An 18,074-nucleotide genomic window follows, 5' to 3' on the forward strand; every position below is an offset into this window, starting at 1 on the left:
AAGAAAAAAATCGAACCTTAAAAAAGATTCGATTTTTTAGCTATCCATTTCTTTAAATTATTTTACTGTAATTCGATCCGCTTCTCCACCATCCAATTCAACGATCACCGTTTCCCCGCTGTAATCATCGTTCAGCTTGCTCAGTGAGATACTCTTGCCTTTGGCGTCCTTCACAGTAACATTCTTATCTAAAATAAATAAATGTCTTACTCCGTTTCTGGTGCCGTTGTCCTGGATGAGGTAAATACGTGAAGCATTTATTTTATCCAATTTTCCCTCAATGGTGATATCCTCTTGTTCTGTGATAGTGATACGGGTAACTAGGCTGTCCTCTATCCGGAGATCCGCTTCGGAGCCAATAATGATTTTTTCCAAACTATTGCCATTATTGTTCCCTCTTACCGTTACATCCTCTTCTAAATTATAACTGGTCTTTTTACCGCTTTTCTCCAGGGTGATTTTCTCATCATCAATATCCAGATCAGTAATGACTCCAGAGTAGGTCCCATCTTTATTGGAAGAAGAACCGGTTAGAATATTAATTAAAAAGACTTCACCGTCTTCATTCAAGAGCAGCCTCACGTCGTCTCCCTTGCTGATGTACCGGAAACTGCGGCTTTTAGAGTCTTCCAGAACGGACACTTTGCTGATAACATCATAGGTTTTGCTTTTGTCCCTGGAGTCCTTAACTCTAATGGTTAGATCATAGGTATCCAGGGCGGTAACCTCGCCTTCCACCACTTCAACATTCAGGATATCGATTCTTGTTACCTCGTCCCGGGAATTCAATTTTAATTTGACATAGTCCTCCTTACTAAGGTCTTTAAAGTCTCTATTTTTACTGCTGCTGCCTTTATAGACCTCAACATCCTCGTCCACATCATAGGTCTTTTCATCTCCGTCGGACAGCTTGATACTAATCCGGTAGCTGCCGGAGGTTTTAATATAGGTAACTTCTCCCTCACGGTTCGAAACGCTGGCTGAAGTCGCCTTCTTCAGCCGAACGGACTGCACTTTGCCCTGGTCGGTTAATTCCATTTCCACGGTATCGTCTTCTTCCACATCTTTATAACTGATGGTATCCCCATCCCGGTCCTTTATCTTGCAGTTGGAAGCAAAGTCCAGGGTACGCTCGTAGCGGTCATCATCCTTATAGGTGATACTCGAGGAATCAATACTGACAACATCCCCAAAAACTTTACGGGTTTCATTAAGGGGGGTAATCTCGGTTACAACTCCACCGGACTTGGTAAGAGCCACCCTTTGACCCCTTGCAAATCCCATAAGGCTGGAACTAAAACGGGTGGTGTCAATCTGCTGGGAGGTATCGTCGTCATAGTGAATCGTAACATAATCCAAATACACATTGACGACATACCCTTTTATTTGACTGCCGGTCACCGTGGTGGGTGGAGTAACCGGAACCGGATCAGGGGTAACGGTATTTGTATTACCGGAAACTGCCGCTGTGGTATAAGCCAAAAACTTTACTTTATTGTCCGAACCCAGGGCCACTTTTACATTTTCATTGGCCTTAAAGGAACTTAAACTGCTTTTTTTGCCGTCACGATAGTAAACAGCATCACCGGCCAGACTATAGGTTACGGTTTGTCCGCCCTTTACAGCCGTAAAGCTTTTATTGGTCGTATTAATTGAACTTAACTTGGCAATAAAATATTTGTCCGGCTGAGGGCTTATTTTACCGTTTTCAAACAAGCGGGCAATAATCACCGCCATTTCCCCCCGGGTTACATTGGCGTTGGGATCAAATTTATTGCCGGTTTTTCCCACCATGATGCCGTGTTTAACCGCGGCGGCCACAAAGGGCTTTAAACTATCGGCAATGGCTGCATTATCGGTAAAGTTTAACTCATAGCCATCCGCCGACAGCTTTAAAGCATTGGCAAATAACACGGCGATTTCCGCCCGGCTGGCCGGGTGCTTGGGGTCCATGGTGGGGATGCCGCTTTTGGAAATATAGCCCTTATCCGCCGCAAAGGCAATATTTTTCTTGCCCCATTCCGGGAAATTGGAGGGGAAATTGTATCCCCCCTCAGCCATGTTGTAGGTGTCTGCTTCACTCCTGTGGCCCAAGGCCCGGTTCAGCATCACTACGGCCTCCAGCCGGTTCACCGAATCCTTCGGAGCAAAGATAGTAGTACTGCGTCCGCTCACAATATCCGCCGCATTACACTCCACAATGGGCTGCTCCCACCACTGGCCGGAGATATCCTGAAATGCGGCTATGGCAGGTGTCGTCCAAAGTACGGTCGACACCAAAGAAATGGTCATAGTAAAAAGTAATAAAAGAAACTTTTTTTTCAAATTTCTCCCCCCTGTTGCGCTTATTTTTACAGTTAACTACCTATTATTAGAGACGCATATAAAAAGATTTTGTATCGAAATAAATGTAAAAAATTTGGTAAATTTAATTTTTATAAAAATCAATTTTTATAGTAAAGCCGTCCAGGATAAATAAAAAAGGACAATAGGAAAAATCCTGTTGTCCTCTCCACATCAAATTTTACCGAAAGAGCTTCCGGTTATGATTTAAAGGATTTAGCTTCCAACCACTCCACAAAAGGATTAAAACTCCTACCCCCACACAAAGGATGGCGTAGACTCCCCAATAAGGTAGTGCCATTTCCCTCCCCGGTCCAATGGTAGCATTTTCACCTAGAATTCTCATCATCACCATAAATGGGTTAATATCCTGCAACAATTGAACTACCAAGGGCGTTTCCCGTAGAGGAATCTGAGCCAGGTTCAATTGAGAACGGTAAAGTTCATAAATAAAGGCTGCCAGGAAAGCGGTTCCGGCCACCAGCGAAAAGACAATGCCGTAAGCGGTCACCGTGCTTATCCCGGTTCGCTTGAAATAGGTGGAGCACCCTACACCCACGGCAGCAAATAAAAACATGGAGATCAGAAAGAAAGCCAGCACCCCCATAATTTGCGAAGGCGCCATACCGCCGTACATGAATACCAGGCTGTATAAAGGCAGGGTGGTAAAAAGTAATAATGCCGTAAAGGCGCAGGAGGAAATCATTTTACTGATTACGATGCTTAGGGGGCTAAGCTCGGTGGTTAATAGAACATTTAGTGTTTGCCGTTCTCTCTCCCCACTGATGACTCCGGCGGTAAGGCCTGGAACCACAAAGGCCAGCAGTCCCAGTTGAGCCACACTTAAAACTGCAAAGATTTCTTTACTGCTGCCCGGCTGAAAAAAGGCCGGGGCACTGCGCCAGCGCAGGTAGATAAAGCCCAGGGCAAACCCGCCCAATACCATCAGGTACAGGAATATCACCAGCACTGAACGGTAGGAGCGAAACTGCTGCCGCAACTCCTTTAACAATACCGGGTTTAATTCTCTCATATTATCCCACCTCCCCGGTCATGGCCATAAAGGCATCCTCTAAATTACCCCTTACTTCGGCAAACTCCAGCACAACCCAGCCCTGATCCATTATTCCACGCAGCAGTCTGCCCTGGGCGGTTTTATCCCCGGTAAAGGAAACCCTGGCCCAGCCCGCATCGCTGTCCACATGGGTTACTTCCGGCCGGTCCGTGAGGAAGTCCACCAGTTGAGGCAGCCGGTCGGACACCTCCACCTTCAAAATTCTTGCTCCCTGGCGGGCTGCCGTCACTTCTTCAACGGTTCCGTTGGCCACCAGGCGGCCCTGTTCAAGAATGGCAATGTTATCACACATCTCCGCCAGTTCAGGCAGAATATGGGAACTAATGAGAATGGTTTTGTTCATCCTTTTCAGTTGGCGGATGACTTCCTTCATCTCGGCCCTGGCCCTGGGGTCCAGCCCCGAGGCGGGTTCGTCCAAAATGAGCACAACCGGATCGTGAACCAGGCAGCGGGCCAGGGCCAGCCGCTGCTTCATACCTCTGGAGAGTAAATCCACGTAGGCATCCGCCTTATCACTAAGATTCACGATCTCCAGCAGATCTCTAATGAGAGTCGGCCGCTGCTTGGCCGGAAGACGATAGGCAGCGGCGTAAAATTCAAGATACTCGGTGGTTTTTAAGCCGTCATACACACCAAAGAAGTCAGGCATATAACCAATCAAACGGCGCACCTGGGAGGGCTGCTTCATAACATCATACCCTCCCACAACGGCGGTTCCCCGGTCCGGGGCCAGCAGGGTGGCCATAATGGACATGACGGTGGTTTTTCCTGCTCCATTGGGTCCAATCAACCCGTAAACCTTGCCGGATTCAATCTCCAGGCTAAAATCATGCAAGGCATAGTTATGTCCATAGATTTTGGTTAAAGCTTGAATGGTCACCGCCTTCATGGGTTCATCCCCCCTTCCACGGATATGGCCGGCAGGATAATGCGATCCGTTTTGCCTGCTCCGGTATTCTTCTCTACCAGGATACGGCATTCACCGAAAGGAGAATGGAAACGCTGAAGTTCATCGGATTCTATTTTTTGCCCGGCAGACGGTATCTCCACCCATTTTGTTTGCTGCCAATCATAAATTTTTACGGTCAGGTTACCGCTTTGCTGGGGTGAAAATTCCATATCCACCACCCGGTAAGACTTGTCGCCAAAGGGCCGGTTCAAATTCACCGCCAAAGTTAGCTTGCCTTCAAAAAGGGTATATCCCAGCGGGTTCTGCTCATAGGCTCCCTTGGAGTCAACCATTTTTGCCTGCAGCATGCCCGGCGGCAGTTGAACGATTTTACCCGGTGGCAGTTCTACTTCCAGTTCCTGTTTCATCAGCAGCAGGTTATAATCCCGGACATCTTGACGGTCCGACAGAATCTTAAACATCCCTAGGGAATTGTCACTCCAGCCTAGGAAAAGCGCCGTACTATGTTCCGTTCCATAAATGGATGAATGCAGTACCGAATCCAGCATCTGCCTTTCCCGAAGGTACAAGTCCCTTTCACCGGGTATTTGGGGCGGCACCATTTCATTTCTGAAGTCATTGGGTCCTAAACTTGCCCGCCACTGGTCCAGAGACTGGTTGATCTCCACCGTGCCGCCGGCTGGAATTTTATCTATAGTGAGGGTTCTGTCCCCAAGCACAATGCGGCAGTCCCTTAAATCCAGTTTAGAACGGTTCTCTAACTTCCCTTTGATGAAACCATCATCGAAAATCAGTTTTCCACCAATGGAACCCAGATCCTTTTTGATGGCCGAAGCTCTGGCCAGACGCATGGACCAGTATTCAACATCAGGATAAGATAATCTCGGAGCGCTTTTATCATCATAGTGAATCACAGGAGCCTTTTGATTGTTCGCATAATTATTGGAGGGCCAGACCATGGCTCCCTTGGCCCCTTGCACATTCAGGGTGCCGCCGTAAGGGCTGACAAAGGCGGCAGTGGCATTTACCCAAGCGGTGTCCTGATCCATAATGTCCACCACAGCCAGAGTCTGGCTGATGGGCGCATTAATCCGCTGGGCCGGTGACAGAAGATAAACCACCACAGTGGTTGCCACCGCACAGGCCGGAATAAGCCACCACATCCAGTCCCGCCGGTCGTGACGCTTTAATACATAGTAAAGTCCCGGCCCCACCACAACAATATAAACTGCCCAGGCTAAAATCACCTGGGGTACCGGCGGAGTTTTTAACTGGGGCAGGTAGCTGGCTGCATTGCCCAATACATCGTTGTTTATTTGTTTTAGGCTCTGGGCCTCTCGTAGATTAATCAGGTTTGTATCAAAAACTAAGGGCCAAATGGCGGCAGATTCGGAAGTAAGGCTCTCCAGCGCAACACCGCTGTAGACCACCCGCCCTTTGCCCAGGTTGTGGGAAGCCACCACCACATCCCCGTTCACCTTCGTTAACACATCTCCCCGGATCAGTTCCCCGGTGGTAACCACCAAGTTTCCCCGGACCAACTGAAGTCCTCCCAGGTCCGCTGAAACGACCTTTTGTTCTACCGCTTTTACCGGTGAGATATCACTGAAAGGACCGTTGTCCTGGGATCCCGCCCCTCCGGAAAGAATCATCATGCCGCCCAGGTAAACCCAATCCTTGAGTAGCTTGATCTGACTCTGGGTTAACCCGGCTAGAGCCTGGTCATCTACAATAATAATATCGGCTAGACCCAGTTCCAAAGGGTCCTGGGGCAAATGGGCGGGGGCCAAAAATTTTACCGTGGTTTGCCCGGCAAAGGTATTGTCCAGCCAGGCGGCAATGCCGCCTCGCAGAGGCTTTTCCCCCAGGCTCAGGGCAATCAGACCCCCATTCACAGCCGTCCCCTGTATAGGGCTGGCGGTAACCGGAGCTCCGTCTACCAGCAAAACCACCATGGTCTCCATATTCAGGATGTCTCCGGAAACGGTCATGTTGGTTGTTATTTCGCTTCCTCTGGGGATTTCCACCGATTTCTGAAACCTCATGCCGGCACGGGAACCCTGTCCCCTTTTATTAACAGGTTCAATCACCAGTAATCCTTTAAAGCCTTGGCCCTGATTGTTAATAGTAATTTCCAGCCCTGCCGGCATCCCTACTTTGTAAAGACCGCTTAAACCGGGCTGCACGGTAAGTTTCACCCGGTCAGCCTTTTCTTCCGCCACGGACACGGTGGGCCACAGGAAGGTCACCAGCAGCATCATTAAAAGAATCAGGCCCGGGGTATGGATCGGTTGCCCCCTATGCCGTTTTATTTCCATTGATTAGTCCCTCCGCTTCTCCCACCGTTCTTCCAGCCTTAACTTTACTAAGGCCACCGTGTCGCCGTCACGGCGAGCATATAATAACCATTTTCCCTCTGGCCCAAAAACATGGCCTTCACATTTATTTACTTCATTCAACATCAATGTTTTTGGCTCATGATCTCCTGTTGTTTCCTGCTGCCGCAGCCAATTGATCACCATTCCCGAAACACGATTTTCCGGTTCCACCAAAAGACTGCTGCCGGCCAGCCAGCCCTCTCCCCGGGACAATCGCTGCAGGGCTGGAGAACCGTCTTTTCCCAGATAGGAAATCCGGATTTCGCTGGCCTGTTGCCGGACGCTGTATTGAGGTTCACCGTTGGGCATAAAGGTAAGCACCCGCTCTTGGGTTTTCTCAACGGTAAAGGCTAAATAACCATTGTTGCTCCAGGTTGGCGTTTCTCCCTGTCCCAACAAATCCGCGCCTCCGGTTTGCAGATTTACAAGGTAAAGGTCATATCCCTCCCGGTCGCTGCTGGGCCTCTGCACCACCAAGTGTTGACCGTCCGGGCCCCAGGCGGGGTAATCTCCCTCGGTAACCAGTCGGCTGGTACCGTCCTGTAGTCTTATAAAAATACGGGCAACTCCTCCTGCATCGGTGGAGACGTAGGCCAATTTTTTGCCGTCCGGTGAAAATACCATATTGTTAATATGAGTGGGAGGAGTGCCTTCTTTCATTATCCGATTATCCTGCAAAGCATCGGACGCATGGTCCATAGTCGAATTGAGACGACTGGCTTTCGCTTCCGACATAAGCTGGTCGGCAGCCAGATCCCTGATTTCCTCGGTTCCCTCCCGATTCCCTTGCACAAAGGAAACCCGTTGGCCATCCGGGGACCAGCTTGGAGAGTGGAAATACACACCCTCCGGGGGCTCCAGAGAGGCCAGTTGAACACCCGTCTCAGAGAGAAGCACCATCCCACCGCCGCGAACCACCAGTATTTTACTGCCGTCTGGGCTGACCGCCGGCTGCAGGGGCTGAGATTCGGTCCAAAAACGGGTAATCTCCTGGGGAGAATCCGCCGCTTCAAGAATCACCTGCCCCCCGGTTTGACGCCAAAGGCCAACCAGAGCCAATACCGCCAGAAATACTGCCACTCCCCCCAGGACCGGAGTAAAACGCCGCCATCCCTTTCCGGGTTCCCCGGCAGGACAGGCTGCAGCGGATTCAGGCACAATCCTTCCAGCCAATTGAAGTTCCTGCTGCCGCAGCAGCAGCTTTTTACGCAATTCTGACTGCAGCCTGCGGTTTACCGGAACCGCTTCCCGGACTTGACGCATGTGACCGACCAATTGGCTTAACCCGTCTTCCCCCTCCTGCCTTGCTTTGAGCCAATTTTCAATGGGAAGTACCTTAGTTTCCGTTTCCCTGAAATCATCCTTTGACATCAGGCACTCCCCCCTTCATCTCGAACATAACTGCGCCGGAGCTGTTTAAGGGCCCGATGGTGCAGCATGCGCACCGCCGGTTCCGTCTTCCCCAGCACCTCCGCAATCTGAGAGAACCTGAGATCCCCGGCATAGCGCAGGGCCACCACATCCCGGTAATCCGGCGAGAGATTTTTTAATAACTGCCGGAGTTTTTTAAGCTCTTCCCCTTGAAGGATCTTTTCCTCGGGCCCTCCATCGGTTCCCGCGGCCAATTCCAGCATAATATCCCGGGTGGCATACTCCCTCCGCCCCCGGAAATAATCCACATAAACGTTATGGGCGATCCGAAAAATCCAAGCGGCAAAGGGACCCTCTCCCCGGTATTTATCAAATTTTTCCAGTGCTTTCATAAAAACGGCTGTGGTTAAGTCGTCGGCATCCCAAGTATGATCCACCCGGTATCTCAAATAGCGATTTACCGGTTCAAAATACCGATCATATAAGATTTCAAAGGGCAAACTGGCATCTGGATGCCTTTGCTTTTTATCTGGGGTCATAGAGGATTCCCTCATTTCAATTCTGTGCTTCGAACCGATTCATTCATAAAGACGGAAGGTTAAAACAAACGTAACGCTTATGTAAAAAAACTTACTGACTGCCGACTCTACAAAAAAAATCCGCCACAAAAGCATTCGCGGCGGACCTTTTTTCTTTACTAGTTACTCCATAATCAAATGAGGTTTATTGGGGATGCAGTGCAGTGCCTTAACCCAGCGAACGGTCTTGGTATGAGCCCGCATCACGATGGAATGGGTTTCCGCCCGGTCGTTCCCCACAAAGCGAACTCCTTTTAAAAGTTCCCCGTCGGTTACTCCGGTGGCGGCAAAAATGGCATCGTCTCCCCTGACCATATCATTCATCATTAATACCTGTCTGGGATCCTTTAATCCCATTTTTATACAGCGGTCGTATTCCTCCTGATCCGCCGGCACCAGACGCCCCTGCTGTTCACCGCCCAGCGCTTTAATGGCTGCGGCGGAGATAACGCCTTCCGGCGCACCGCCGGTACCAATGTAGAGATCAATACCGGTTTCCTCAAAGCAAGTGGCAATAGCTGCGCCCACATCACCATCACTGAAGAGACGCACCCGGGCACCGGTACGGCGAACAGCCTCAATGATTTCCTGGTGACGTTCCCGCTCCAGGATCATCACCGTACAATCCTGAATTCTTTTCCGGTTGGCCCGGGCTACAATTTCAAGGGTCCGGGGCACCGGATCGTCAATGTGAATGAGACCTGCCGCCCTTGGACCCACAGCAATTTTCTCCATATACATGTCCGGGGCATGGAGCAGGTTTCCCTTATCGGATACAGCCACCACCGCCAGCGCATTGTTTAAACCTTTGGCCACAATATTGGTGCCTTCCAGAGGGTCCACCGCCACATCCACTTCCGGTCCGTGCCCGGATCCTACCCTCTCACCAATATAAAGCATGGGCGCCTCGTCCATTTCCCCCTCGCCAATGACCACTGTGCCGTTCATATTTACAGAATCAAACATTGCCCGCATCGCACTGGTAGCCGCTTGATCCGCCTCGTTTTTCTTTCCTCTGCCCATCCACCGGGAAGAGGCCAGTGCCGCTACCTCCGTAACCCTGACAATTTCCAAAGCAAGTTCTCTATCCACACAGGAAACCTCCTTAAAAACTAACCTTATTATTTATTATAGCACCCTAAAGACAAGTTAGGATTATTTTTTTTAACCTTGACACAATGAAGCAAAATGTTTAATCTTAACCCAAGATTCATTTTAAATTAATGTAGGGGTGATAAAATAGAAACAACGAAAGGAGGGTTCCTTTATGTCGGAAAAGGAAAAAGCTATTCGGGCTCTCTCTGAAATGATTTGCCAGAATGAGGCCCGGCAGGAAAAACAGCAGGAGCTTAAGGATTGGTTTAACAAGCTCAACGCCGATCTCCGCAAAGCAATTGAATCACTTCAACAGGGGGCTTAAAACAGGCCTTTTTTTATTGCCTAAAAACCTTGTTGGGTTTAAAATAAAGAAGTGTTATGAACACGATAGTAGATTTTAATCATTGCAGGAGGCTAAAATGGAGCAGCAACAGAAAGTCCGGTTTAAACGGGACTTTTTTCTTTTTATTCTGGCCGGATCCTTTTTAGGGTTGTACAGTGGATTGTATGATCCTTCCTTTAACAACTATTTAAATGACATATTTCATATCAGCGAAGTGGCCCGGGGTGGCTTGGAGTTTCCCAGGGAATTGCCGGGTTTCCTGGTGGTGTTTACCACCGGGCTGCTAATTTTCCTGCCGGATGTGCGCATTGCCCTGATAGCCAACCTGATTCTGGCCCTGGGTTTATTTGGCCAGGGCTTCCTCTCACCCGATTTTACCTGGGTGGTTGTGTGGATGATCCTCTGGAGTGTTGGCGCCCACCTCTATATGCCTTTGGAATCCAGCATCGGGGTTAGCCTGGCCAAACCCGGGGAGGTGGGAAAAAGACTGGGGCAGTTGGGAGCTTTTAAAACGGCCGCATCCCTGATCGGTTTTTTAATCGTATGGGTTGGCTTTGAATTTTTCCATATGAGTTACCGTACGGTATTTGCTCTGGCCGGTTTCTGCGGCCTGGCCGCAGCCCTCTGTCTTTTGCTGATGACCCCGCAAAAAAGTCGGCTGAAAAGGCAGCGACTTCTTTTTAAACGAAAATACCTGCTTTTTTACTGGCTGAACGTACTATATGGCGCCCGTAAACAGGTGTTCTTGACCTTTGCGCCCTGGGTATTAATTAAAATCTTTCATCAACCCGTTTCCACCTTTGCGATCCTTGGCCTGGTGGGAACCCTTGCAGGCATTGTTTTCCGCCCTCTGCTGGGCAGGGCCATTGACCGCTACGGCGAACGTTTGGTGATTACTTTGGAATCAATTTCCCTGGTGTTCATTTGTCTCGGTTATGGCTTTGCCCGGGAAGTAGGTATAGGCTCTTTGGCCATTTGGCTGGTTTATACCTGCTATGTGGCGGATCAATTACTCTTTGCCTGCAATATGGCCCGGGCCACCTATTTAAATAAAATTGTGGATTCACCGGCAGATCTAACCCCTACTCTATCCATGGGATTGACCATCGACCACATGGTCTCCATGACCATTCCCTTCTTTGGAGGACTGTTATGGATGAAAATGGGCTATCAATATATTTTTCTGATGGCAGCGGTGATCGCCCTAATGAATTTATACGCCGCCCTGAAGATGAAGGTAGGGGAACCGGCGGAAAGCAAAAGCTCATTAAAGCCCTAGGTCCGGGACTTCGCCAAGCAAGCTTCTCATATCCTCCGGAAGGGAACTTTTCAATTGCAGCGGTTTCCCGGTTACAGGATGCCGGAAGGCCAAATAAGTGCAGTGAAGGGCCTGACGCTTGATCACCGAGGTGTCTCCTCCATAAAGGCCATCCCCCCATAATGGATGGCCCAGGTAAGCCAGATGCACCCGAATCTGGTGGGTTCTCCCGGTTTCCAGTTCCAGGCGGACCAAGCTGCCGCCGGCAAAAGAGTGCAACACCTCAAAATGGGTTATGGCGGTTTTACCTGCGGGAGAAATCCTCCTCCTGGTAAAACTGCTTTCTTCCCTGGCGATGGGGAGACAGATGCTTCCTCGTTGCCGGTCAAGCTTCCCCTGCACCACCGCCAGGTAGCGGCGGGTTAATAAACCTTGGGCCATTTGCCGGGCCAACTGTTGATGGGCATAAGAACTCCGCGCCACCAGCACCAGTCCGGAAGTATCCCGGTCCAGACGGTGCACCGGCCTGAAGCGGTCTACAATCCCCTGCTGCCGCCAGTGGTACAAAACGCCGTTGGCCAGCGTTCCCTCGACTTGAGTGGTTAGGGGGTGAACCAGCATACCGGGGGGTTTGTTCACCGCCAGAATATCCCTGTCTTCATAAATAATCTCCAAATCCAGCTTCTGGGGCATTACCCGGCTTTCTTCCGCTGCCAGCACCAATTCCAGCCGTTGACCCGGCATCACCCGAACATTGCTGTACACCGGTTCTCCGTTGAGTAAAATTCCTTCCTGCCTTTTAGCCCGGCGCAGCAGGGTACGGGAAACTCCCAAGGCCTGGCGCAGCACTTTCTCCACCAGCCAACCGTCCATTTTCTGGTCAATGATAATCTTAATGCGATTCTCTCTATGGTTTTCCATAAAACCTCCCAAGTTATTAAACCCTTATTTGAAGGAAAAATTGGCATTAAGACAGGGACGTTCCTCTTCCATCCCGGAGAATGCCACGAATCAATAACATTATATCAGCCCCTCCCCTCCATGAAGTAGGATTGTAATTTATTACCTTATGAACCCTGCAGGAGTTCCCTGGACCGGAGTCAAATTTAAAATGTTTAAATGTAGAACTTTGCTCTAAAGGGGGGATTACCGTGATAGCCAACACTTTGGCCGAAAAAAGGGAATTCATTATTTGGTTCATACGGACCAACCGTCTGAAAAAACCCGAAGCATCCAGGGTGCTGGATTTTATTAAAGACAACAAAAACCTATTGTCCCGGGTACAGTTTACCAACAAGTTGTCCAATCAACCCGATGCCCTTCTTGTTTCCGCGGTGTATACCAATACCTTCCCTTTTGATTTTCGTTTGTCTAACGTGAACTATGGTTCTGTGGATCAGGTAATTCATCAATTGAAAACCAATCCCCCCAAACGTCTCGCCATTTGGTTGTCCTTTGCCAGTCCCCCCCATTGCCGATTTTGCCCCCGTTCCAAACGAAAGCAGTTGCAGGCAAGCCTTACCCCGGATTCCCAAGCCCAGCGTTTACTGGTGGAAGCGGTCCGCACGGTCAATCAAAGGGAAGCTTACCGCAGAACGTTGCTGAAAAAAATTGATCAGGCACTGGATGAAAAAAATTCCCAGGAGTTTGAACGTCTTTCCCAAGAGCTTCGCAAACTGGTGTATGAAACATAGCCACTGATCTTCCCCCGGTTGATTATCTCCGGGGGTTTTTTATGCCTGGATCCACTGAATAAATATTTAATCACTACAAAATTTTCCCTTTTTCCAACTTTCTGAAAATTAAATGAAGGAAGATTAATGAATTTTGTCGTAGATATTCTAAAATGTTCCATATGGCAGGTGATGCTATGAGTATCGGTAGAAAGTTTATCCTGACTGTATTTATCACCGGGCTGGTACTGGTAGGGGAAATTTTGTTTTTATTTCACCATTACATTATTCCCTGGCAGGTGGATCATATTGTTGAAAAGGCCAGGGCCATCGCTTATTTTCTCCAGGAAACCACGCCTCTGCTGCAAGATGATGAAAAACAAAAACTGGTCGCCAATCTGAACGGTAAAGAACCGGATCTCAGTTATTTATTAATTATGGATAAAAACGCCAAAGCCCTGATTCACAGCGATCCAGACCGGGTTGGCATGGTTTTTCCCGATCAAGGAAAACTTTCTTCCGCCCGGGACGGTAAAACCGTAGAGCAGATTTACACCCGGGATGAGAATAATCCCAATTCAAGATATCATGGAGAACGCACCATCGACATCGTTATCCCCTATTTTGACGCTTCCGGAAATCATACCGGGGCCATCAATGTAGGTCTTTCCTTAAAGCGCATCGATCTGCTGAGGGATCAATATTACACGGTCATCGGTCTCAGCGCCTTGTTCCTAACCCTTCTTTTTTCATTTATTATTTATAAAGGCCGGCAAGATGTCATTATGCCCCTAAAATCCCTTTCAGTCATGGCCAGACGCCTGGGCAACGGCGATTTAAATCAATTGATTAAGATTGATAAAAACGATGAGATCGGGGATCTGGCCCAGGAATTTAACACCATGGCCAAAAAATTAAACTCTCTGATGAACCGCTTAAAAGACAAAGAACACCAGCTTAAAGAATACATTGATCAACTCATCACCCTTAACGCTAAAATTGCTCCGGACGGGACACTGCTGATGGTGAATGAAACCGCCGCCCAACTAATGCATTTGCCGTCGGAACAACTGGTGGGCCGGAAACTTTGGGAAACACCCTGGTGCAGCAACTCCAAAGCCAGACAATGGCTGGAAGAGGCCGTTCAGAAAGCCGCAGCCGGGGAGACCATCCATTATGAAACCGAAACTCCCCTGGGCCAAACCAAACCCATTATGATTGATTTTTCCCTGAAACCGGTCTTTAACCGGGAGCAGCAGGTCATTTATCTGGTGGCTGAGGGTCGGGATATCACCGAGCGCAAATATATGGAGCAGGAACTCACGGCTTCCAATGAGGAGCTTACGGCCACCAATGAAGAACTGGTTTCCATTGAAGAGGAATTAAGAGCCACCAACGAAGAACTAAACCACTCCCACCAGCAAATGAACGTCATCTTTGAAAGTATCACCGACGGTTTTTTATCCTTAGATCCTCGTTGGAAAATTACCTATGTTAACGGAGAGGCGGAAAAACTTCTTTTACTGCATCCCCAAAGAGTATTGGATAAGAATTTTTGGGAGGTTTTCCCCGAGGTTACCGACTCTCTCCTGCATCAACAGCTTGAAGAGGTTATGGAACAACAGGTCCCTGCCAGATTCGAGTATTACTACCCCCTTTTGAATAAGTGGTTTGCCATTCATGCCTACCCTTCGGCCGGTGGAGTCTCCATTTACTTCCATGACATTTCCGACAGAAAGCTGGCGGAGGAAAAAATTTATTTTCATAACAAATACTTGGCCTCCCTGCATGAAACGGCCCTGGCTTTGATGAATCGACTGGATCTGGATGATCTGCTGGAGGCCATTCTTTCCCGGGCGGGCGCTTTATTGGGTACGGAACATGGCTGGATTTACCTGGTTAACAATGATAAATCCCGGGTGGTTGTGCGTGCCGGGGTAGGCGCCTGCAAACAAACCATCGGCTTCGCCATGAAACCCGGAGAAGGCCTGGCCGGCAAGGTGTGGCTCTCGGGCCAGCCCATGATTGTTCATGATTATTACAACTGGCAGGGGCGTTCTATCAATTTTATATCCACCGCTATCCATTCCACACTGGCTGTACCTCTTAAGTCCGGTCAGGAGACCATTGGCATTATTGGTCTGGGTTTTGTGCAAAACAATCGGCAGTTAAATGATGAAGATGTCACTCTTTTAAATGGTTTTGCCCAGTTGGCTTCCATTGCTCTGGAAAATGCCCGGTTGTTTAAAACCGCTCAACAAGAATTGTCCGAACGTACCAAGGTTCAAGAACTGATGAGGCACCAGGCCCACCACGATCATCTGACGGATCTGCCCAACCGGATTCTTTTTAATCAACAATTAAATCATATTCTTTCCCAGGCAGATAAAAACAAAGAAATGCTGGCGGTCTTTTTCCTGGATTTAGACTATTTCAAAGTGGTTAACGATACCCTGGGCCATGACATGGGGGACCAGTTGCTGAAAGGGATTGCCCAGCGGCTATCCTCGGTTCTGTACAAAGAAGACATCATTGCCCGCATTGGCGGTGATGAATTCGCCATCATTGTAAACAATATTTCAGCCAGAGAAACCGCTGCCGTGGTTGCTCAAAAGATTATCGATTCCTTAAAGTCTCCCTGGATCCTAGGCAGCCATGAATTCCATATCACCACCAGCATTGGCATCGCCCTCTACCCGGCAGATGGCCAAACCGTTGAAATTTTACTTAAAAATGCAGATATGGCCATGTACCAGGCCAAAGACCTGGGTAAGAATAACTACCAATTCTACGAACCCAACATGAAAGACCGCATCTCCCAGCGCTTGGCTTTGGAACACAGTATCCGGCGGGGCCTGGAGCAGGGTGAATTCGTGATTTACTATCAGCCCCTGTTGGACCTCTCAACGGGGAAAATCGTCGGGATTGAAGCCCTGATTCGCTGGAACCATCCCCGCAAGGGGCTTATCAGTCCGGCGGAATTTATCCCGGTGGCCGAAGAAACCGGGCTCATCATTCCTCTGGGGGAATGGATCCTTCGCTCCGCTTGTAAGCGCAATAAAGTCTGGCAGGATAACGGCTATCCGCCCATGCGGATGGCGGTGAATCTATCGGCCCGCCAGTTTCAGCAGCAGAAGCTGGTTAAAAAAGTAGCCCGAATTCTTGAAGAAACCGGCCTTGATCCCCGCTGGCTGGAACTGGAGATTACCGAGAGCATTGCCATGAAGGATGTGGAATTCACCAGTAAAATGCTCTTTGAGCTGCAAAAGATGGGCATCACCATTGCCATTGACGATTTCGGCACCGGCTATTCTTCCTTAAGTTACCTTAAACGCCTGCCCATCGATATTTTAAAAATTGACCGTTCCTTTATCCGGGACATTATCTCCGATCCGGACGATGCCTCCATCGTGAAAACCATTATCATTCTGGCCCATAATTTAAAAATGAAGGTTACCGCCGAAGGCGTTGAAACCCAGGAACAATTGAATTATCTCAGGCAGCAGGGATGTGATGAAATACAGGGCTATTTATTCAGTAAACCCCTCCCCGGGGAAGAAATAGAAGCATTGCTTTCCTCAAGCAGTTTATATCATAAATCCTTTCCTTCATCCAATCAGAATTTGTGATTCCATCTAAATCCATTTGTAAACTTTGAATAAAAAGTTAGGGCGGCAACCTCCGGAGAGGTTCCCGCCCTTCCTATGCTTCTACTTCATAATCCACTGCCGCCACGGCTTCCCTTACGGTGGCAAGATATTCAGCTACTTCCACATGCAGCGGGTGAATTTGATAAGCCTGAAGGTCTTCCAAAGAATTGAATTTGCTCACCAGTGCCAGATCATAGGAGCGCTCCGTATGAAGCACATCTACACCTACTTCCAGGTGAAGCAGTTGGGGAATCTTCCCCTTTAAATTTAACAACATCTCCCTGGCCTTGGCAATATTTTCTCGATCTTTAAACTTGAAGAACACAATGTGTGTAACCATAACCCTCACTCCATTTCAACGTATTGGTCCTTGTCATTGCCTGTCGCAAAACCTTTCACTATTTTTTCAATACAACGGATTCTTATGCAGTTAAAACTCCTGCATAATCAAGCCTTTAGCTGCCGCTGTTCCGCCAAACCCGGATGACCGCCAGGGAATCTCCCTGGAAGGAGCCTGCGGAAATTTTACCTCTCATAAATCCTTTCATGGGAATCGAATCTCCGTGAGAAAGATTCGCTTTTAAATATTGAATAACCTCTTCGGCGGCCGTCTCACCAAACTTTGAAGCCAGAATATTCCGGGCCTCCTCAAGGGGTTGAGCCGGTGCGGGTTTTTGGAGATCCACCAGCAGTTCCATTTCAATATCCGCCGGATAAAAGCGGATGGCCGTAATGGAGGCGGCCAGGGGAATGGTATAACCCTCCCGGGTGAAAAAATCCCTCGCTGTCAGCCGGACGGCGCCATTGGCCTCATCAAAGCTTACCTCATAACCCAGGTTTTCCGCCGTATACCGGAGAGGAAGGTAGGATTGTCCGTTTATTAATACCGGAACCGCCTCCATCCGGGCCAGATCACTATAATAGTCCCGGTGTTGCACCAAAAAGTTCTCATGGTTTAAAAGGTACACCACCGTATCTTTCCCTTTGGTTAGGGCGATACTTTGGTACTCTAGCTGATCGGACCACTTCACCTCGGCTCCCAGGGCCTCCCCCAGGGAGGCAGTCGGTAAATAAATCAGGCCGTCTTTAACGAACCCGGGGGTGTCCATGATTTTGGCCTGGCCATCGGCATAGTAAACTTTTTGCCCTATGGGGAAAACCACTTCATCGGACGCCAGGGCCGGAAATGAACAGATCCCCATCCCCAGTACCAGAACTGCTAAAAAGGTGCATAAACGAAAAGCGCTCAACATGTTTGTGTTCCTCCTGCCACTTCTATTCCTTTGAAAATTTCTCCATGCAAAAGGTTATTCCTTTTTCTTCATAAGATTTAGCAGGGTTTTAGACTTTTTTGTAAAATATTACTAGGATGTGTTGAAATTTATAATCTGTCAGCA

Annotated in this window: 14 protein-coding genes; 4 read left to right on the forward strand and 10 right to left on the reverse strand. The window is 48.8% G+C overall.

Annotation, left to right across the window (positions count from 1 at the left end; genetic code table 11):
• Nucleotides 1–57: 57 nt before the first annotated feature.
• From DESRU_RS13465 to glpX, 7 genes are all read right to left on the reverse strand, one after another.
• Nucleotides 58–2,325 (reverse strand): S-layer homology domain-containing protein, encoded by a 2,268-nt coding sequence (locus tag DESRU_RS13465; RefSeq protein ID WP_013842642.1) that lies wholly within the window; start codon nucleotides 2,323–2,325, stop codon nucleotides 58–60.
• Between the two features lie 199 nt (nucleotides 2,326–2,524).
• Entirely contained in the window at nucleotides 2,525–3,376 is an 852-nt protein-coding gene (locus DESRU_RS13470) for an ABC transporter permease (RefSeq protein WP_013842643.1), read from the reverse strand.
• A gap of 1 nt (nucleotide 3,377) precedes the next feature.
• Complete coding sequence (locus DESRU_RS13475; RefSeq protein WP_013842644.1) at nucleotides 3,378–4,307, reverse strand: ABC transporter ATP-binding protein; 930 nt, start codon at nucleotides 4,305–4,307, stop codon at nucleotides 3,378–3,380.
• Nucleotides 4,304–6,646, reverse strand: a complete 2,343-nt coding sequence (locus DESRU_RS13480; RefSeq protein ID WP_013842645.1) for a hypothetical protein — start codon at nucleotides 6,644–6,646, stop codon at nucleotides 4,304–4,306. The genes DESRU_RS13475 and DESRU_RS13480 overlap by 4 nt, the downstream gene beginning before the upstream one ends.
• A 3-nt stretch (nucleotides 6,647–6,649) precedes the next feature.
• Nucleotides 6,650–8,077 carry a PD40 domain-containing protein gene (locus DESRU_RS13485; RefSeq protein WP_013842646.1) on the reverse strand — a complete coding sequence of 476 codons (1,428 nt, stop codon included), beginning with the start codon at nucleotides 8,075–8,077 and terminating at the stop codon, nucleotides 6,650–6,652.
• Nucleotides 8,077–8,616: an RNA polymerase sigma factor gene (locus DESRU_RS13490; RefSeq protein WP_013842647.1), complete on the reverse strand. Its 540-nt coding sequence runs from the start codon at nucleotides 8,614–8,616 to the stop codon at nucleotides 8,077–8,079. The genes DESRU_RS13485 and DESRU_RS13490 overlap by 1 nt, the downstream gene beginning before the upstream one ends.
• A gap of 162 nt (nucleotides 8,617–8,778) precedes the next feature.
• Nucleotides 8,779–9,747, reverse strand: a complete 969-nt coding sequence (glpX, locus tag DESRU_RS13495; protein ID WP_013842648.1) for a class II fructose-bisphosphatase — start codon at nucleotides 9,745–9,747, stop codon at nucleotides 8,779–8,781.
• Between the two features lie 175 nt (nucleotides 9,748–9,922).
• Here glpX and DESRU_RS13500 point away from each other — a divergent pair, with 175 nt between their 5' ends.
• Together DESRU_RS13500 and DESRU_RS13505 are read left to right on the forward strand one after the other, a co-directional pair.
• Entirely contained in the window at nucleotides 9,923–10,075 is a 153-nt protein-coding gene (locus DESRU_RS13500) for a cyclin family protein (protein WP_013842649.1), read from the forward strand.
• A 97-nt stretch (nucleotides 10,076–10,172) separates the two neighbouring features.
• Entirely contained in the window at nucleotides 10,173–11,375 is a 1,203-nt protein-coding gene (locus DESRU_RS13505; protein ID WP_013842650.1) for an MFS transporter, read from the forward strand.
• On the opposite strand, the gene DESRU_RS13510 is transcribed toward DESRU_RS13505, so the two are convergent.
• Complete coding sequence (locus DESRU_RS13510; protein WP_013842651.1) at nucleotides 11,364–12,275, reverse strand: RluA family pseudouridine synthase; 912 nt, start codon at nucleotides 12,273–12,275, stop codon at nucleotides 11,364–11,366. The two genes, DESRU_RS13505 and DESRU_RS13510, sit on opposite strands and share 12 nt — an antisense overlap.
• Nucleotides 12,276–12,505: 230 nt before the next feature.
• Between DESRU_RS13510 and DESRU_RS13515 the strand changes: the two genes are divergently transcribed.
• Nucleotides 12,506–13,048: a YpiB family protein gene (locus DESRU_RS13515; protein ID WP_013842652.1), complete on the forward strand. Its 543-nt coding sequence runs from the start codon at nucleotides 12,506–12,508 to the stop codon at nucleotides 13,046–13,048.
• A gap of 176 nt (nucleotides 13,049–13,224) precedes the next feature.
• Nucleotides 13,225–16,656: an EAL domain-containing protein gene (locus DESRU_RS19930; protein ID WP_013842653.1), complete on the forward strand. Its 3,432-nt coding sequence runs from the start codon at nucleotides 13,225–13,227 to the stop codon at nucleotides 16,654–16,656.
• Between the two features lie 73 nt (nucleotides 16,657–16,729).
• On the opposite strand, the gene DESRU_RS13525 is transcribed toward DESRU_RS19930, so the two are convergent.
• On the reverse strand, nucleotides 16,730–17,017 hold the full coding sequence (locus DESRU_RS13525) for a Dabb family protein (RefSeq protein WP_013842654.1): 288 nt from the start codon (nucleotides 17,015–17,017) through the stop codon (nucleotides 16,730–16,732).
• 115 nt (nucleotides 17,018–17,132) lie between these two features.
• Entirely contained in the window at nucleotides 17,133–17,930 is a 798-nt protein-coding gene (locus tag DESRU_RS13530; RefSeq protein WP_013842655.1) for a copper amine oxidase N-terminal domain-containing protein, read from the reverse strand.
• Nucleotides 17,931–18,074 lie beyond the last annotated feature (144 nt).

Origin of the sequence: Desulforamulus ruminis DSM 2154 (genome assembly GCF_000215085.1) — a bacterium.
Lineage (GTDB): Bacteria > Bacillota > Desulfotomaculia > Desulfotomaculales > Desulfotomaculaceae > Desulfotomaculum > Desulfotomaculum ruminis.